Origin of the sequence: Luteimonas aquatica (assembly GCF_022662575.1) — a bacterium.
Lineage (GTDB): Bacteria > Pseudomonadota > Gammaproteobacteria > Xanthomonadales > Xanthomonadaceae > Luteimonas > Luteimonas aquatica.
Map to the genome: position 1 here is coordinate 378,657 of NZ_JALBFU010000002.1, position 15,747 is coordinate 394,403.

At 69.0% G+C, this 15,747-nt stretch carries 14 protein-coding genes; 5 read left to right on the forward strand and 9 right to left on the reverse strand.

Going from position 1 to position 15,747, the window contains the following annotated elements; genetic code table 11:
• Positions 1 to 6 precede the first annotated feature (6 nt).
• The 3 genes from MD221_RS07795 to MD221_RS07805 form a co-directional block, all read right to left on the reverse strand.
• A complete protein-coding gene (locus MD221_RS07795) occupies positions 7 to 375 on the reverse strand; it encodes an EamA family transporter (RefSeq protein ID WP_242109657.1) in 369 nt (122 codons plus the stop codon).
• A gap of 69 nt (positions 376 to 444) precedes the next feature.
• Positions 445 to 1,575, reverse strand: coding sequence for a GNAT family N-acetyltransferase (locus tag MD221_RS07800; RefSeq protein WP_242109659.1), 1,131 nt, complete (start codon positions 1,573 to 1,575; stop codon positions 445 to 447).
• Complete coding sequence (locus MD221_RS07805; RefSeq protein WP_242109662.1) at positions 1,572 to 2,552, reverse strand: glycosyltransferase family 2 protein; 981 nt, start codon at positions 2,550 to 2,552, stop codon at positions 1,572 to 1,574. The genes MD221_RS07800 and MD221_RS07805 overlap by 4 nt, the downstream gene beginning before the upstream one ends.
• A gap of 130 nt (positions 2,553 to 2,682) precedes the next feature.
• Here MD221_RS07805 and MD221_RS07810 point away from each other — a divergent pair, with 130 nt between their 5' ends.
• From MD221_RS07810 to MD221_RS07825, 4 genes are all read left to right on the forward strand, one after another.
• Entirely contained in the window at positions 2,683 to 4,779 is a 2,097-nt protein-coding gene (locus tag MD221_RS07810; RefSeq protein ID WP_242109664.1) for a hypothetical protein, read from the forward strand.
• Between the two features lie 81 nt (positions 4,780 to 4,860).
• The gene (locus MD221_RS07815; RefSeq protein WP_242109666.1) at positions 4,861 to 5,583 is read left to right on the forward strand and encodes a CoA transferase subunit A; all 723 of its coding nucleotides are present in this window, start codon (positions 4,861 to 4,863) and stop codon (positions 5,581 to 5,583) included.
• Positions 5,584 to 5,723: 140 nt separating this feature from the next.
• Positions 5,724 to 6,359, forward strand: a complete 636-nt coding sequence (locus tag MD221_RS07820) for a CoA transferase subunit B (protein WP_242109668.1) — start codon at positions 5,724 to 5,726, stop codon at positions 6,357 to 6,359.
• Between the two features lie 129 nt (positions 6,360 to 6,488).
• On the forward strand, positions 6,489 to 8,864 hold the full coding sequence (locus tag MD221_RS07825; RefSeq protein ID WP_242109671.1) for an FG-GAP-like repeat-containing protein: 2,376 nt from the start codon (positions 6,489 to 6,491) through the stop codon (positions 8,862 to 8,864).
• A 69-nt stretch (positions 8,865 to 8,933) separates the two neighbouring features.
• On the opposite strand, the gene MD221_RS07830 is transcribed toward MD221_RS07825, so the two are convergent.
• Positions 8,934 to 10,604: an electron transfer flavoprotein-ubiquinone oxidoreductase gene (locus tag MD221_RS07830; RefSeq protein WP_242109673.1), complete on the reverse strand. Its 1,671-nt coding sequence runs from the start codon at positions 10,602 to 10,604 to the stop codon at positions 8,934 to 8,936.
• A 180-nt stretch (positions 10,605 to 10,784) separates the two neighbouring features.
• Between MD221_RS07830 and MD221_RS07835 the strand changes: the two genes are divergently transcribed.
• The gene (locus MD221_RS07835) at positions 10,785 to 11,375 is read left to right on the forward strand and encodes an alpha-ketoglutarate-dependent dioxygenase AlkB family protein (protein ID WP_242109675.1); all 591 of its coding nucleotides are present in this window, start codon (positions 10,785 to 10,787) and stop codon (positions 11,373 to 11,375) included.
• Between the two features lie 70 nt (positions 11,376 to 11,445).
• On the opposite strand, the gene MD221_RS07840 is transcribed toward MD221_RS07835, so the two are convergent.
• From MD221_RS07840 to MD221_RS07860, 5 genes are all read right to left on the reverse strand, one after another.
• Positions 11,446 to 11,805 (reverse strand): GFA family protein, encoded by a 360-nt coding sequence (locus tag MD221_RS07840; protein ID WP_242109677.1) that lies wholly within the window; start codon positions 11,803 to 11,805, stop codon positions 11,446 to 11,448.
• Positions 11,806 to 11,820: 15 nt separating this feature from the next.
• The gene (locus tag MD221_RS07845) at positions 11,821 to 12,468 is read right to left on the reverse strand and encodes an ABC-type transport auxiliary lipoprotein family protein (protein WP_425602233.1); all 648 of its coding nucleotides are present in this window, start codon (positions 12,466 to 12,468) and stop codon (positions 11,821 to 11,823) included.
• 47 nt (positions 12,469 to 12,515) lie between these two features.
• Positions 12,516 to 13,442, reverse strand: a complete 927-nt coding sequence (locus MD221_RS07850; protein ID WP_242109681.1) for an MlaD family protein — start codon at positions 13,440 to 13,442, stop codon at positions 12,516 to 12,518.
• Between the two features lie 149 nt (positions 13,443 to 13,591).
• Positions 13,592 to 14,413, reverse strand: coding sequence for an ABC transporter ATP-binding protein (locus MD221_RS07855; RefSeq protein ID WP_242109683.1), 822 nt, complete (start codon positions 14,411 to 14,413; stop codon positions 13,592 to 13,594).
• Positions 14,414 to 14,415: 2 nt separating this feature from the next.
• Positions 14,416 to 15,537, reverse strand: coding sequence for an ABC transporter permease (locus tag MD221_RS07860; RefSeq protein WP_242109703.1), 1,122 nt, complete (start codon positions 15,535 to 15,537; stop codon positions 14,416 to 14,418).
• Between the last annotated feature and the right edge of the window lie 210 nt (positions 15,538 to 15,747).

Below are 15,747 nucleotides of genomic sequence, written 5' to 3' on the forward strand. Positions count from 1 at the left end.
GATTGCTCATGCGGTGAGGGACATCACCACGATGCCCGCGACGATCAGCGTGGTTCCCAGCGCCTTGCCCAGGGTGACGGGTTCGCCGAGGAACAGCGCTGCATATAGCATGATCAGCAGGAAACTGCTCGCCGTGAACGGATAGGCGGTGCTCAGCGGAAGCTTCTTCAGCGCGAGCATCCAGCACAGCGATCCGGCGAAGGCGGCGCCCAGGCCGCTGAGCACCCAGGGGTTGAGCAGCATGTGCGCGAGGAAGTTCAGTTTCGCGCCGAGGCCGGGGGGCAGCGGCCCCGACAGCGACGTTTGCCATTTGAGTACCAGCTGCCCGTACAGCGTGAGCAGGACGGTCATCGAAATGAAGAGGTAGCCGCTCATCGCATGTGCTTGCCGGGAATTGGGATGTTGGCCGTCGCGCCGCGCGCGATCCGCGCGAAAGTGGCCGCGTCAGCCGCGCAATAGGATACTCGAACGCATAATCGCGCAGGTCCGCCGCTCGGCGTCGAGGATCTGCGCCACGGCCAGCATCGGGCCGCTGGCGCGCAGTCCGCCGGGAATTTTCACCGCGATGCGATAGCCGACGTCGGCGACCAGCGGTCGGAGGAAGGCGATGTCCAGATGGCTGATGATGGTGCCGGGCCCCGGCGTCTGCGTACCCAGGATTCGCGACAGTTCGGCCGCCGCGAGCACGCCGTGGGCGATGCGGCCGGGGAAGCCGGCGGCCCGGGCCGCGGCATCGTCCACGTGCAGCGGGTTGTCGTCGCCGGAGGCATCGGCGAAGTGCCGGATCTGCTCGGCGGTGAAGACCAGGTCGCGGTCGACGATGGTCTCGCCGGCATCGAGCAGCGCGTTGACGTGGAACGTGTCCAGCGCCTGGTAAAGATGGAAGCCTTCGCGCGACCACACCTTCTGCACCGCGTAGTTGTGCACTTGCGTGGAGACCTTCATGCCGCGCGCGCCGCGCGCCTTGGCCGCGGCCTGGGTGTGCCGGATCAGGTCGCCGTAGAGTCCGCCGCCGGCCGCGTCCGGTGCCACGCCGTAGAGCACGCCTTCGGCCTCGCCGCTGTCGGCATGGTCGTGGCAGGCGGCGAACGCGACGATGCGGTCGCCGCGCCGCGCGGCCCACAGCGCGCGGTCGACGCCCGAGACGTGGTTCTCGGCCCATTCCTGGTATCCGGCGAGGATGTTCTCGCGCGGCAGCAGCGGGTTGGCGTGGTAGTGGGAGACGTAGTCGCGGAAGGTGTGCGCGATCAGGCCGCGCAGCTCCGGCAGGTCGGCCGGCGTAGCCAGGGAGAAGGCGACGTCGCGGTTGCGGATCGCCTGGGGCTGGTAGCGCTCGAGATCGCAGCGGTAGTAGACCAGCGTATCGGCGTGCAGCGCGGGCAAGGCCCATCGCGAAAGCGCATCGACGCCGCCGGCCGCGCCGGCCGGCACGCGCAGGATGCAGATGTCGCTGCGCGCGGCGATGATCTGCATCGCCAGGCCCTTGGCGTCGATCCGGTCGGCCGCGCAGCGGTAGATGCGCAGGCCGAAACGCGCGGAATCGAGCGGGGAATGCTGCAGGTCGTGGGCGCTCATGGCGACGGGCCTCGGGAAGCGGGTACGGCAGGACCGTCGCCGCCGATTTCCTCGGCGAGGAGATAGTACGGGCGGGCCTTGGCGTCCACGAACAGCCGGCCCAGGTACAGGCCGATGATGCCGATGCAGAAGATCGCCATGCCGCCGACCAGCCAGATGGAGGCGATCACGCTGGTGAAGCCGGCGACCTGCACGTCGCCGTGCAGATAGCGCGCCACGCTGAGCGCGACCATGGCGAAGGCGACCGCGGCGAAGACCAGCCCGACCCGCACCACCAGCCGCAGCGGCTTGTCGGAGTAGGAGAGGATGATGCCGATGGCGAGCTTGCGCAGGCGCTTGAAGCTGTAGCCGCTTTTCCCGGCACTGCGGCTGGCATGGGCGACGGGCACCGCGATATGGCGGAAGCCGGTCCATTTCACCATCAGCGGGAAGCAGCGTTCGCGCTCGGGCATCGCATTGACGGCATCGATGACCTTGCGCGAGTAGGCGCCGAAATTGGCGGTGGTATGGTCCTGCGCGACGCCGGTCATCCACGACAGGAGCTTGAAGAACAGCCAGGAGCCCAGGCGCTTGGAAACGCTGTCCTGCCGTTCGGCGCGTTGCGCGAACACCACCTCGATGCCATTGCCGAGGTGGCCGAGCAGGTTCGGGATCTCCTCCGGCACGTCCTGCAGGTCGCAGTCCATGACGACCACCCTGTCGCCGCGCGCCGATTCGATGCCGGCGGAAATCGCGTAGTGCTGGCCGAAATTGCGCGCCAGGCGCAGGCCCCGCAGCCAGGGGCGGGTGGCGGCGAGTTCGACGATGCGCGGCCATGCGCCGTCGGGACTGGCATCGTCGACCAGGATCACTTCGAAATCCCCGCCGCCGGACGACGCCAGCGCCAGGGCGATGCGGTCGACCAGGTCCTCAAGGCAGCCCGAACAGCCGTACACGGGAGAAACGACGGAAACGGCGGGGATTCGGGGATTGGGCATGGGCCGATCGACGGGGTTCCGGGGAAGGGCGCCTATGGGGCGGATGAAGCCTGAACCGACATTTGACTATTATGGACGATCGGAACAAGGGGTGTCATTGCCCCTTCCAGCGCGAAATGAACATATCCCGATGAAGCGAGCAGACGGCGACCCGACTCCACCAGACAGCGTTGCCGGACGGCCGACGCCCGGCGCGCTGGGCACCATGGCGGTGATCGCGGCCGTGTTCTTCGGCCTGGTGCTGATCTTCGGCCGGCTGGGCGGGGATCGGCTCAACGGAGACGAGCACAACGCCATCGTGTTCCTCAAGGACGGCTTGTGGGAGTACATCAAGACCTTCCACTACAGCGACATCATCAAGCTGCAGTTCTGGCTGTCGCATGCGCTGTTCGGAAACGATTTCTTCTGGTACCGGATGCCGGCCGCGCTGGCGGCGGGCGCGACCTTGCTGTGGCTGGCGCTGTACAGGATGGAAGGGTTCGCGCGCGGCGGCGTCGGCCGCGCCGCGGCGGTGCTGCTGGTCGCCGGAAACGCGGCTTTCCTGGGCTTTGCCCGCTGGGGGATGCCGATCTACACGGAAACCATCCTCGCCTGCTCGCTGCTGATGGGCGTGGTGCTGCGGGACGTCATGCGCGGGCGGATGCCGCGATGGACGGCGTTCAGGCTGCTGCTGATCGTGCTGCTGCCCTGGCTGTATCCGGCCACCGTCCTGCTGCTGGGCGGCATCACCGCCTATCTGCTGCTGTTCGTCGCCGTGCGCTGGTGGCGCGAGGGCCGCGCCGCGACCACCGTGAAAGCCTGGCTGTACGCCCTGACGCCCTTGCTGCTGGGGGCCGTCTCGGCGGCGCTGTACCGCCTGAGCGTTCCTGACGCGCACTGGAACCGCGCCCGCATCCGCCACAAGGCCTTCAAGGCGTGGGTGGAGAACGGCGAGGGCGGCGCCGGCGCGTTCGTATGGGACTCGATGGCCAAGGTCGGCGGCGAGTTCCTGCGGGCGCCCGTGCTCGCCGACGGCGCCAAGCTGGCCTGGGTGCCGCAGGCGTATGCATGGTTCGTCCTGGCGCTGGCCGCGTCGACGCTGGTGGCGATCGCGCTGGCCGCCCGGCGCGTGCTGCGCAAGGGCCATGCGGCGCTGCCGCGGGAGGCCGGCCTGCTGCGCGGCGCCGCGTTCCTCGCGACGATCGTGCTGAGCATCCTGGCGGTGACCAACGTCGCCGCGCTGCTCGATGCCTTTCCGAAGATCAGCCTGCGGCATCTGTTCTTCGTGATCACCGCGCCGGCCTTGCTGGTTTCGCTCGCGCTCGCGTACCTGGGCGTCCTGTGCGCGCAGGCGGCGCGCAGGGCGGAGGCCGACTGGACGATTCCCGCCTCGCGCGCGCTGGGCCTCGCGGCGATCGTCGCGCTCGGCGGCGCGCTGGCGCTGGCGGCGGTGGAGCAGCGCAAGCTGGAAGCGAGGAAATACCAGGAAATGCTCTCCATCCTGCATTCGCCCGCGAACGGCATCGTCTTCAGCTGGGCGCCGGGCTTCTATTTCGCGAACGCGACGCTGCCCGCCTCCGCGCAGTTCTTCGGCATGGATCGCGGCGAGAACATTCCCGGCGCGCTGGAGAAGGCGATCCGGCAACGGCAGGCGGCCGGCGGCGGCCGCATGGCCATCCTCACCGGCGACGCCGTCAGCGCTGCGACGGGAGCGGGCGAGACGCCCCTGGCGCGCTTCGTCCACCGCTTCGACCTGAAGATCGAGCGGCAGGCGGAGTACGGCGGATACGAGGTGCTCTCGGCGCGGATCCCCGGGCGCCAGGAGCGGGGCGCCGAGGACGTGCGGACGATCAGTGCCGCGGTCGATCTTCCCGACGGCCCGATCGCGTCGATCCGCCTGGATCCGACGCCGTTCCTGCAGTCGCCGGTGACCATCGACGAGCTGACCTACGTCGACGGCAAGGGGAGCCGCGCGGTCGATGTCTGCGGCGATCGCGCGCTGGCCTCGATGCGCACCATTCGCCTGGGCAACCGCGAGAAATGCACGTTCGTGTTCGGCGACCAGGCCAATTCCGGCTGGATCGGGCCGAGCGCGCTGAAGAACCTTGGCGCGGATCCGGCCCGGCGCAGGCTGCAACTGCGCATGACCGGCGAATTCGGCGACGAAGTGCTGATCTACCTGGACACCGGCAAGGGCTACGGATCGCCGATACGGGTTCGTCCCACGCCGTCCGCGCCGGGCGGCTGAGCGCAGGCACCCTGTCCGAATGGACATATATCGGCGTGCCGCGGTGCAGTAAACTGCGGCGATTTCAACGCGGAGCCCGCCATGATCCAGGCCGAGACAGACGTTCCCAAGGGCAAGCTTTATCCGAACGCCGATCGGGCGCTGCAAGGCGTGGTGGCGGACGGTCAGACCCTGGCGGTCGGCGGGTTCGGCCTGTGCGGGATTCCCGAGGCGCTGATCGCCGCGCTGCGCGAGAGCGGCGTCAAGGGCCTGACCGCGATCTCCAACAACGCCGGCGTCGACGGCTTCGGCCTCGGCCTGCTGCTGGAAACCCGGCAGATCCGCAAGATGATTTCCTCCTACGTGGGCGAGAACAAGGAGTTCGAGCGCCAGTACCTGTCCGGCGAACTGGAACTCGAATTCAATCCCCAGGGCACCCTGGCCGAGCGCCTGCGCGCCGGCGGGGCGGGCATTCCCGCCTTCTTCACCGCCACCGGCTACGGCACCATCGTGGCCGAGGGCAAGGAGACGCGGGAGATCGGCGGCAAGCACTACGTGCTGGAAACGGCGCTGACCGCCGACGTCGCGCTGGTCAAGGCCTGGAAGGCGGACAAGGCCGGCAACCTGGTGTTCCGCAAGACCGCGCGCAACTTCAACCCCGCCTGCGCCATGGCCGGAAAGGTCTGCATCGCCGAGGTGGAGGAAGTAGTGGAGATCGGCGCGCTCGATCCCGACCACGTGCATCTGCCCGGCATCTACGTCGACCGCATCGTGCACAACCCCAACCCCGAAAAGCGCATCGAGCAACGCACGGTGCGGGGGTGAGCGCCTTGGCCGATGCCTGATCGGCATCGGCCAAGGCGTGAACGCCCGGTCATGGACGGCCGGGCTGGACGTTCAGGAATCGCAATGTCACGCCAGGGACGGCAGCGATGTCACGTGATCAATTCAGTGGAGAACTTGAAATGGCCTGGACCCGCGACGAAATGGCCCAGCGCGCCGCGCGCGAACTCACCGACGGCGCCTACGTCAACCTCGGCATCGGCCTGCCGACGCTGGTGGCCAACCATATCCCCGAGGGCGTCGACGTCTGGCTGCAGTCCGAAAACGGCCTGCTCGGCATCGGCCCGTTCCCGACCGAGGACGAGGTCGACCCCGACCTGATCAACGCCGGCAAGCAGACGGTCACCGCGCGCCAGGGCGCCAGCTACTTCGGCAGCCACGATTCCTTCGCGATGATCCGCGGCGGACACATCGACCTGGCGATCCTGGGCGCGATGCAGGTCACCGGCAAGGGCGACCTGGCCAACTGGATGGTGCCCGGCAAGATGGTCAAGGGCATGGGCGGGGCGATGGACCTGGTGGCCGGCGTCAAGCGCGTGGTGGTGCTGATGGAACATACGGCCAAGAACGGCGAGCACAAGATCCTGCCCGAGTGCACGCTGCCGCTGACCGGCGTAGGCGTGGTGGACCGGATCATCACCGACCTGGCGGTCCTGGACGTGACGCCGGAAGGCCTGGTGCTGCGGGAGCTGGCGCCCGGCACCACGCGGGAAGAGCTGCAGGACAAGACCGGCGTCAAATTTTCCGACGCAAGCTGAATAGGCTCAGCTTCCCGGGCATAATCGGCGTGCGCGGCCCGCCCAAGACGTATATCTTCCCAGTCCCGGGATTCGCGGCGGCGCGCCATGCGCCTGCCGCGCAACAAGTTTCCACCAAGGAAAAAGCTCATGCGTAACTATCTCACCGGAGCGCTTGTCATCGGATTGGGGATGATGGCCGGCTGCTCCTCCGACACCACGCCCGTCTCGAAGCGCGGCCAGGACGCGCAGCCTTCCGCTCGAGCGGCGAAGGGCGCGTTGAGCCTGATCCAGCGCCACGAATCGGCGCCCGGCTTCGCTTCCCTGCCGGACCGCGGCGAGCTGCTGGCTTACGACAGCATGCTGAAGGTGAAGCGCGTGGGCGCGTTCACCGCCTATCCGGTGGCGATCAGCGAGGAGCACGCGCTCAACGCGATCGTCAAGGGCGATCTCGTGGTCAACACGCCCAACGGCGAACAGGTCCGCCTCAAATACGGCAGCTACGTCGAGCACGACAACGGCGACTGGTCGTGGATCGGCCGCGACGCGAGCGGCGCCGAGGCGATCCTGACATTCGGCCAGGGCGCCGTGTTCGGCACGATCCCGCAGCAGGGCGGCGGTGACTGGCGCCTGACGATGGCCGGCGGACGCGCCTGGATGGTGTCGACCGACCGCAGCAAGCTCGGCAACGTCCACCTGGCCGGCAAGCCCGACGTGATGGTGCCGCCGAAGTTCGCCGTGGGCGCGGTCGCGGCCTCCGCGCCGGAGGCTGCCGGCATGGCGGCGCCGCTCGCGGGCGAGGCCTCGGCGGTCGCGACGACCGTGGTCGACGTCCAGTTCGGGTACAGCAACGGCTTCGCCGACATGTACGGCGGGCAGGGTGGTGCCGTCACCCGCATCAACAACCTGATCGACCGTACCAACCAGGCGTACGCCAACAGCGGCATCAGCATGCGCATCCGATATGTGGGCGCGCTGCAGGTGACCTATGCCGACAACACCGACAACGGCGGCGTGCTGCAGAAGATGTCGGGCTTCGACTCCAGCGGCTCGATCCCGGTCGATCCGGCCTTCACCGCGCTGCGCACCGCGCGCGAGACCAACGGCGCGGACCTGGTGGTGTTCATGCGCCGCTTCCGCGCGCCGGAGAACGCCGGCTGCGGCATCGCCTGGATCCTGGGCGGCCATACCGGCGGCGGCAATTCCAGCATCTCCGTCGGCGACGCGCCCTACGGCTATTCGGTGGTCAGCGACGGCGACGACCTGGGTGACGACGGCAACAGCTACTACTGCCTGAACGAGACGCTGGCGCACGAGCTCGGCCACAACATGGGCCAGGCGCACAACACCCAGGACAGCCAGACCGACGAGGGCGAGCTGATCTACGGCGTCCATACCTATTCGTTCGGCTACCGCGAGGCCACGTCGGTGGGCCGGTTCCACACGGTGATGGCGTATCCGCTCTCCGATGCCAGCGGCGTCCAGGAACCCATCAACTACTTCGCGAACCCGTCGATCACCTATCAGGGACGCCCGACCGGCGTGGCGAACCAGTCCGACAACGCCCGCAGCCTGAACCAGACGATGCCGATCATTTCGCAGTTCCGCGCGACGGTGAAGCCGGTCAGGTCGCGGCTGCGCGACGACATCAACAAGGACGGCAAGTCGGACCTGGTCTGGCACAGCGCGTCGCTGCAGAAGCAGCAGGGCTGGCGGATGGACGGCGCCAAGATCGCCACCTACGCGCCGGTCAACAACATCGGCAGCATCTATTCCTCCAGCGGCCTGGGCGACTTCAACGGCGACGGCTACTCGGACATCGTCTGGGTCGACAGCGGCAAGACCGAAGTCTGGATCTGGCAGGGCAAGGCGGACGGCATCTACACCCCGATGAAGGTGCGCGCCTATCCGGCCGGCTGGAACATCGTCGCCATCGCCGATACCAATGGCGATCTCCGCGACGACATCGTCTGGCACAACGCGACCACCGGCCAGGTGCAGGTCTGGCGCATGAACGGCAAGACCATCAGCTACGGTCCGGTCAGCACGATCGGCACCTACAAGGTGGCGGCGGTGGGCGACTTCAACGGCGACGGTCTCGAGGACCTGATCTGGATCGACAACGGCAAGACCCGCGTGTGGGAGTGGCTCTCGCAGGCCAACGGCACGTTCACGGCGGTATCGGTGCGCTCGTTCCCGGGCGGCGACTGGACCATCGTGGGCACCGGCGACTCCAACGGCGACGGCCGTTCCGATCTGTTCTGGCATAGCCAGAGCCTGGGTCGCCTGCAGGTCTGGAAGATGATCGGCGCCACCGTCACCTACGGCCCGACGATCACCTTCCCGGGCCTGGTCGGCGCGGTGGGCGATTTCAACGGCGACGGCTACAGCGACGTGGTGCGGCTCGATGCCGGCAAGACGCGCGTGGAGCTGTACACGGGCAAGGCGAACGGCACCTACGGCGTCGCCCTGATCCGCGCCTATCCCGCCGGATGGTCGCTGCTGAACCGCAAGCCGTTCCAGTGATCGGCTAGTTCGGCTTCGACAGCGTCGTACGCACGAGGCACTGGCCGTCACCGGCCAGTGCCTCGTCGTTTACAGGTTCTGGTAGTTCGGTCCCGATCCGCCCTCGGGCGTGACCCAGTTGATGATCTCGTACGGATCCTTGATGTCGCAGGTCTTGCAGTGCACGCAGTTGGCGGCATTGATCTGCAGGCGCTTGCCGGACCGGCCGTCCTCGGACACGTCCTCGACGATTTCGTAGACGGCGGCGGGGCAGAAGCGTGTGCAGGGATTGCCGTATTCCTCGGTGCAGCGCGTGACGCAGATCGAGGTGTCGGCCACCTTGAGGTGGACCGGCTGGTCCTCGTCGTGCTCGGTGGCGGCGAAGTACACCCCGGCCAGGCGGTCGCGCGGGGCGAGGGTGCGCTCGACGTAGTCGCGCTTGGGCTTTTCGGCCTCGGCCAGCTTCTGCAGCGACGACCAGTCCGGCTTGTTCTTCAGCGTCCACGGCGAGAGCCCGCCGGTGACCGTTTCCCAGGCGGCGTTGAACATGCCGAACCAGAGGCCGCGCTTGAAGCCCGGCTTGACGTTGCGCACCTTCTTCAGCTCGGCCATCGCCTCGGAGGCGCGCAGCTTGGCGTCGAAGCCGCGGCTGTCGAGCGACTGCGCCAGGTGCTCGGCGGCGAGCATGCCGCTGCGGATGGCCTGGTGCGTGCCCTTGATCTTGGGCACGTTGAGCAGGCCGGCGGTGTCGCCGATCAGCAGCGCGCCGGGCATCTCGGTCCTGGGCAGCGACTGGTAGCCGCCGGTGACGATGGCGCGCGCGCCGGCCGAGACGAGGTTGCCGCCCTCGAGCAGGGGCTTGACCATCGGGTGGTTCTTCCATTGCTGGAAGGCCTCCCACGGCTTGTAGTCCGGGTCGCGGTAGTCCAGGCCGCTGACGTAGCCCAGCGCGATCCGTCCCTTGTCCAGGTGGTAGAGGAAGCTGCCGCCGTAGGTGCGCGAATCGGCCGGCCAGCCGAAGCTGTGCACGATCTTGCCCGGGCTGACGCGCTCCTCCGGCACCTGCCAGAGCTCCTTGATGCCGATCGAGTAGCCCTGCGGATCGCTGTCGGCGTCGAGATTGAAGCGCTTGATCAGGCGCTTGGTGAGATGGCCGCGCGCGCCCTCGGCCAGCACCGTGACCTTGGCGCGGATGTCGATGCCGGGCGTGTAGCCGGGCTTGTGCGATCCGTCCTTGGCCACGCCCATGTCGCCGATGCGAACGCCCAGCACGCGGCCCTCGCTGCCATCGGCATTCACGTCGTGCAGCGTTTCGGCCGCGGCGAAGCCGGGATAGATCTCCACGCCCAGCGCTTCGGCCTGCGGCGCCAGCCAGGCGCACATCGCGCCGAGGCTGACGATGACGTTGCCCTTGTTGTGCATGCCGGGCGGCACCGGCAGCCTGTGGCCGCCGGTCTTGTTGAGCAGCCAGAATTCGTCCTCGGTCGCCGGCACGCAGATCGGCGGCGGATTCTCCCGCCAGTCCGGCAGCAGCGCGTCCAGCGGCCCGGTCTCGATGACGGCGCCGGAGAGGATGTGCGCGCCGATGGTGCTGGCCTTCTCGATCACGCAGACCGACAGCTCGGGTTGCAGCTGCTTGAGCCGGATCGCGAACGACAGGCCGGCCGGGCCGGCGCCGACGGCGACGACGTCGTACTCCATGACGTCGCGTTCGACGCTCGTCTCGGTCTGCTGGTCTGCGGTGCTGCTGGGTTCGCTCATGCTCGCGGCCTGGCTTGCTCGGGTGGAGGGTGCGCACGGGAACGTGCGCGTTGCTGCGGCGCAATCCGCCTGCCGCCGGCGTCCCGCGGGGCGCCGCATCGTCGACGCAGGGCGTCATTTTGCGGCATTGCCGCATTATTCTCACTTGTGGCGCGTGCGGCAAATCGGCAGGCTCGGCCGATGGATGGCGCCATTGCCCTTGAACTGCCCGATGCCGACGTGCGCCTGGTCCGCGGCTGGCTGCCCCGCGCGCAGGCCGACGCGCTGTTCGCGGCCCTGCGCGCGGACGTGCCCTGGCAGGTGCACCGCATCCGCCTGTTCGGGCGCGAGGTCGATTCGCCGCGCCTGAGCTGCTGGATCGGCGATCCCGGCGCGGTCTATGTCTATTCCGGCATGCGCCATGCGCCCGAGCCCTGGCCGCCGGCGTTGCGGGCGGTGCGCGCCCGGCTCACGCGGACGCTCGCGCATCCCTTCAACAGCGTGCTCGCCAATCTCTACCGCGACGGACGCGACGCGATGGGCTGGCACAGCGACGACGAGCCCGAGCTCGGGCCCGAACCGCTGATCGCCTCGCTTTCGCTCGGCGCCACGCGGCGCTTCTCGCTCAAGCGCCGCGCGGGCCCCGCCGCGAAATGCACGGTCGAGCTCGAGCACGGCAGCATGTTGCTGATGGCCGCGGCCACCCAGCGGCATTATCGCCACGCCTTGCCCCGCACCGGCCGTCCGGTGGGCGAGCGCATCAACCTGACCTTCCGGCGGATCCTGGCCTAGGCGCGCTTCGCGGGGCGGGCGAGGCGCCGGGCAGCGTCGCAACCCGCATCGCCCGCGGGCCGCACGCGCATCAGTCGAGATACTTCCAGCTGGAAGCGCCGTCGAGGCGGCGGATTCTCGCCCGGGCGAGAACTTCGGGCGGGAAGTTGCGCGCGTTCACGCCCACCGTGCTGTCCGGACGCTTCCGGCTGCGCTCGTGGTGCGTGACGCATCCGCAGCGCCGGCAGCGGAAGAATTCCAGCCGCCTGCCGCCCCAGGCATAGGCGGCGAGCGCATCGGACGCGGCGACCACGCGCACCGAGCCGGCGCGATAGTAGGCCCACAGGCTGCCATAGCGCCGGCAGATCGAGCAGTTGCAGTCGGTCAGGGTGCGCGGCCTGCGCACCACCTCGATGCGCACCGCGCCGCAATGGCAGGTGGCCGCGAGCATGCCGGCGCCCTGCCGCTAGGGCGTCGTCGGCCTCGCCGGCGGCGCGGCATTGCCGGTCTGCAGGGTCCAGCCGGCGATCTCGCCGCCGACGCGTTCCAGGCTGCGCGAGAACGCCTCCACCACCTGCGCCACCTCCTTGTCGGCGGCCGGTTCGGCATGGCGGAAGGTGCGCGCGCCGACCACGCTCTGGTCGCTGGTGCGCAGCAGCTTGGCGCTGATCTCGATGGTGGCCGAGGGCAGGGCGTTGCCGGCGTAGTCGGCCTCGAAGCGGCGCATGTCCATGACCAGCTTGTAGTCGGCGGCGATGCCGGTGCCCTGGCGCGCGATCGCGTGGATGCGCCCGGAGTCCTCCAGCGCGCGGATGATGGTGTCCTCGAGCATGTCGCTGGGCAGCTTGGCCCAGGCGGCGCCCTTGTAGACCTGCACCTCGTCGGGCGTGGGGCGCACGGCGATGCGGAAGGTGTCGATCATGCGCGCGGCGGTCGGCGCACTCAGCGAGAGCTGCCAGTTCACCGCCGGCCACGACGGGTCCGCGGCGACGCGCGGATCGGGCGCGTACAGCGTGGACTGCGCGCGATCGCCGCCGCCGCCGAGCAGGGCGCAGCCGCCGAGCAGGGCGGTGCAGGCCAGCAGCAGCGCGGCGGCCGCGGTGCGGGCCGGAATGCGCGGCGTGACGCGCGGCGAGGCATGGGAATGGGTGTCGGGCGTGCTCATTTGGGCTCGAACTCCTTGGGTGCGTCGCGTCCCAGCAGGTAGCGCGCCGGGCTTGCGTCGAGGCGGTCGCTGATGCGGCGCAGGTCGCGGATCAGCGATCGCAGCTCGCCCAGCGTCGGTCCCAGCTGCGACAGCCCGTCGTTGGCGAAGCTGCTGATGGCCGCGCGGTTCTCGTTGAGGATCTTGTCGGCGCCGCCGGCGGCCGAGTCGAGCCGGTTGAGCGTGCTGTCGAGCTTGGAGATCAGCGCCGGCAGCTTCTGCACCAGCTCGCGGTCGACGCTGCTGACGGCGCGATTGGTCGAATCGAGGGTGGTGTTGAGCTGCTCGGTGGCCTTGCGCGCATTGGCGACCAGCGCGCGCAGGTCCTCGCGCTGGTCGGAGATCGAGCCGGTGAGCGTATCGATGTTCTCCAGCGTCTTGGAGACGTGGGCGATGTTCTTCTCGCTGAGCATGTTGTCCAGCCGCTCGAACAGCCGGTTGGCGGTGTCGGCGATGTTCTGCAGCGCCGAGGGCTCGGTGAGGATGATCGGCACCTCGTGTCCCGGCGTTTCCAGCAGCGGCGGGCTGCGCGGATCGCCGCCGGTGAGCTGGATGATCGGGCTGCCGGTGAGGCTGGTCATCGACAGCTTGGCGCGCGTATCGGTCTTGATCGGCGCGGTGGCCTGCAGCTTCAGCCGCGCCACCACCGCGCGCGGGTCGTTGGGCGCCAGCTGCAGGCTCTCCACCGTGCCGATGGCGATGCCGTTGTACTGCACGCTGCTGCCCTGGGTCAGGCCGGTCACCGGCTCGTGGAAGACCACGTCGTATTCGCGCCAGCTCCTGTCCGAGGAGTACTTGGCCGCCCACAGGCCGAAGCCGAGCAGGAACAGCGACACCAGGATGGTGAAGGTGCCGATCAGGACGTAATTGGCTTTGGTTTCCATGCGTGGAGTCTCTGAATCACGTTTCCGTATTCACTGGATCATGGCGACTGCGCCGCCATCCGTGGCGCAGCCTTGTTGGCTCCGGACGGTCCGGCCCGGCCATCCATGGCCGGGCGCTCGCGGCGCGGCAAACGCCTTGTGGGCGCTTGCTAAGCACGCGCCGCTCGCCCGCGCGGGCCGTTGAAGTATTCCTGCACCCAGGGATGGTCCAGCCGCTCCAGCTCCGCGACCGGGCCGACGGCGATGACGCGCTTGTCGGCCAGCACGGCGATCCGGTCGCAGATAGCGTACAGGGTGTCGAGGTCGTGGGTGATGAGGAAGACGGTCAGGCCCAGCGCCTGCTGCAGGGTGCGGATGAGGTGGTCGAAGGCGGCCGCGCCGATCGGGTCGAGACCCGCGGTGGGCTCGTCGAGGAACAGCAGCGGCGGGTCCATCGCCAGCGCGCGCGCCAGGCCGGCGCGCTTGCGCATGCCGCCGGACAGCTGCGAGGGCAGCTTGTCGATGGCGTCGGCCGGCAGGCCGGCCAGCTTCACCTTCAGCAGCGCCAGCTCGTAGCGCCAGCTGTCCGGCAGCTGGCCGTGGTATTCCTTCAGCGGCACCTGCACGTTCTCGCCCACGGTCAGCGAGGAGAACAGCGCGCCGTCCTGGAACAGCACGCCGGTGTTGCGCTCGATGTGCTTGCGCACGCGGCTGTCGTCGGAGCGGGCGTCGACGCCCAGCACCTCGATCTGTCCGGCGTCGGGCTTGCGCAGGCCGAGGATGGAGCGCATCAGCACCGACTTGCCGGTGCCCGAGCCGCCGACCACGCCGAGGATCTCGCCGCGCCTGACGTCGAGGTCGAGGTTCTCGTGCACGGTCTGCTCGCCGAAGCGGTTGACCAGGCCGCGGATGCGGATGATCGGTTCGCTCGCGCCCTCGTCGGCGGCTTCGCGTGCGGGATTCGGATCGGCGGGCGTCGAATGTTCCTGCATCGTCACCAGCCCATGTGCATGAACCAGATCGCCGCCAGCGCGTCGATCACGATCACCAGCGAGATCGTCTGCACCACGCTGGAGGTGGTGCGCTCGCCCACCGACTGCGCGGTGCCTTCCACGCGCAGCCCTTCCAGGCAGCCGATCAGGCCGATGATGATGGCGAAGATCGGCGCCTTCGACATGCCCACCAGCACGTGGCGCAGCTCGACGGTGTCGTGCATGCGCGCGTAGTAGGCCTGCGGCGGGATGTCGAGGCTGAAGGCGCCCACCGACATGCCGCCGAGCAGGCCGGCGATCATCGCGATGAAAGTGAGCAGCGGCAGCATGATCAGCAGCGCCAGCACGCGCGGGATCACCAGCAGGTCGATCGGATCCAGGCCGAGCGTGCGGATGGCGTCGACCTCCTCGCGGCTGACCATCGCGCCGATCTGCGCGGTGAAGGCGCTGGCGGTGCGGCCGGCGAGCAGGATGGCGGTCAGCAGCACGCCGAACTCGCGCAGGAAGGCGATATTGACCAGCTCCACCACCAGGATGGTGGCGCCGAAGTCGGCCAGGATGGTCGAGCCGAGGAAGGCGATCACCGCGCCGACCAGGTACGAGAGCAGCGCCACCAGCGGCACCGCGTCCAGGCCGACCTGCTCCATGTGGTGCACGGTGGCGGTCAGGCGCAGCCGCCGCGGCTGCAGCGCGACCCGGCCGAGCTTGACCAGGTTCTCGCCGAGGAAGCTGACCAGGGCGACGATCGAATCCCAGTTGCCGCTCACCCCGCGGCCCAGGCGTTCCAGCGCCGCGGCCACGCCGTATTCGCGCTTGCGCTTGGGGCGCTCGTCGGCGACGTCCTCGATGGCCGCGACCAGGGCGTGGTGGTCCTCGCGGAAGACGAAGGCGTCGTAGTCCAGGCCGCTGCGCCGCGCGAAGCGCAGCAGCTGCAGCACGCCGGCCGAATCCAGGCGCTCGACCGCGCTCGCGTCCACGGCGCTGACCGTACCGGCCTCCTGCTCGCGCAGGACCGCGGCCACGTCCTCGGCCGTGTCCAGCGTCCAGTGCCCGCCCAGGCGCAGCCGACCACCGTCCTGCGGATCGGCGGTGATGCTGGGGGCCTGGGGCGCGGCGACACTCATGCGTGGATAGGCGAGCCTGCTGGGAGGGGATGGTGGGCGCTGCCGGCGCAGCATACAGAGTAACGGATGCATGAAAACGGGGCTTTCATGAACGCATCATGGTGGCCGAGCCGCCGCGATGCGCCCAGGCCCGGCAAAAGCCGCGAAGGGGCGATGCCCGGGCCGTAGAATGCGCGATCCATGCCGATGCGCCCGCATCGCGCCCGCCCT

Excerpts from the sequence above, each read along its gene's own strand:
- MD221_RS07860 (WP_242109703.1), bottom strand. The coding sequence starts at position 15,537 with ATGAGTGTCGCCGCGCCCCAGGCCCCCAGCATCACCGCCGATCCGCAG.
- MD221_RS07800 (WP_242109659.1), bottom strand. The coding sequence starts at position 1,575 with ATGAGCGCCCACGACCTGCAGCATTCCCCGCTCGATTCCGCGCGTTTC.
- MD221_RS07810 (WP_242109664.1), top strand. The coding sequence starts at position 2,683 with ATGAAGCGAGCAGACGGCGACCCGACTCCACCAGACAGCGTTGCCGGA.
- MD221_RS07820 (WP_242109668.1), top strand. The coding sequence starts at position 5,724 with ATGGCCTGGACCCGCGACGAAATGGCCCAGCGCGCCGCGCGCGAACTC.
- MD221_RS07855 (WP_242109683.1), bottom strand. The coding sequence starts at position 14,413 with ATGCAGGAACATTCGACGCCCGCCGATCCGAATCCCGCACGCGAAGCC.
- MD221_RS07825 (WP_242109671.1), top strand. The coding sequence starts at position 6,489 with ATGCGTAACTATCTCACCGGAGCGCTTGTCATCGGATTGGGGATGATG.
- MD221_RS07835 (WP_242109675.1), top strand. The coding sequence starts at position 10,785 with ATGGATGGCGCCATTGCCCTTGAACTGCCCGATGCCGACGTGCGCCTG.
- MD221_RS07805 (WP_242109662.1), bottom strand. The coding sequence starts at position 2,552 with ATGCCCAATCCCCGAATCCCCGCCGTTTCCGTCGTTTCTCCCGTGTAC.
- MD221_RS07815 (WP_242109666.1), top strand. The coding sequence starts at position 4,861 with ATGATCCAGGCCGAGACAGACGTTCCCAAGGGCAAGCTTTATCCGAAC.
- MD221_RS07840 (WP_242109677.1), bottom strand. The coding sequence starts at position 11,805 with ATGCTCGCGGCCACCTGCCATTGCGGCGCGGTGCGCATCGAGGTGGTG.
- MD221_RS07795 (WP_242109657.1), bottom strand. The coding sequence starts at position 375 with ATGAGCGGCTACCTCTTCATTTCGATGACCGTCCTGCTCACGCTGTAC.
- MD221_RS07830 (WP_242109673.1), bottom strand. The coding sequence starts at position 10,604 with ATGAGCGAACCCAGCAGCACCGCAGACCAGCAGACCGAGACGAGCGTC.
- MD221_RS07850 (WP_242109681.1), bottom strand. The coding sequence starts at position 13,442 with ATGGAAACCAAAGCCAATTACGTCCTGATCGGCACCTTCACCATCCTG.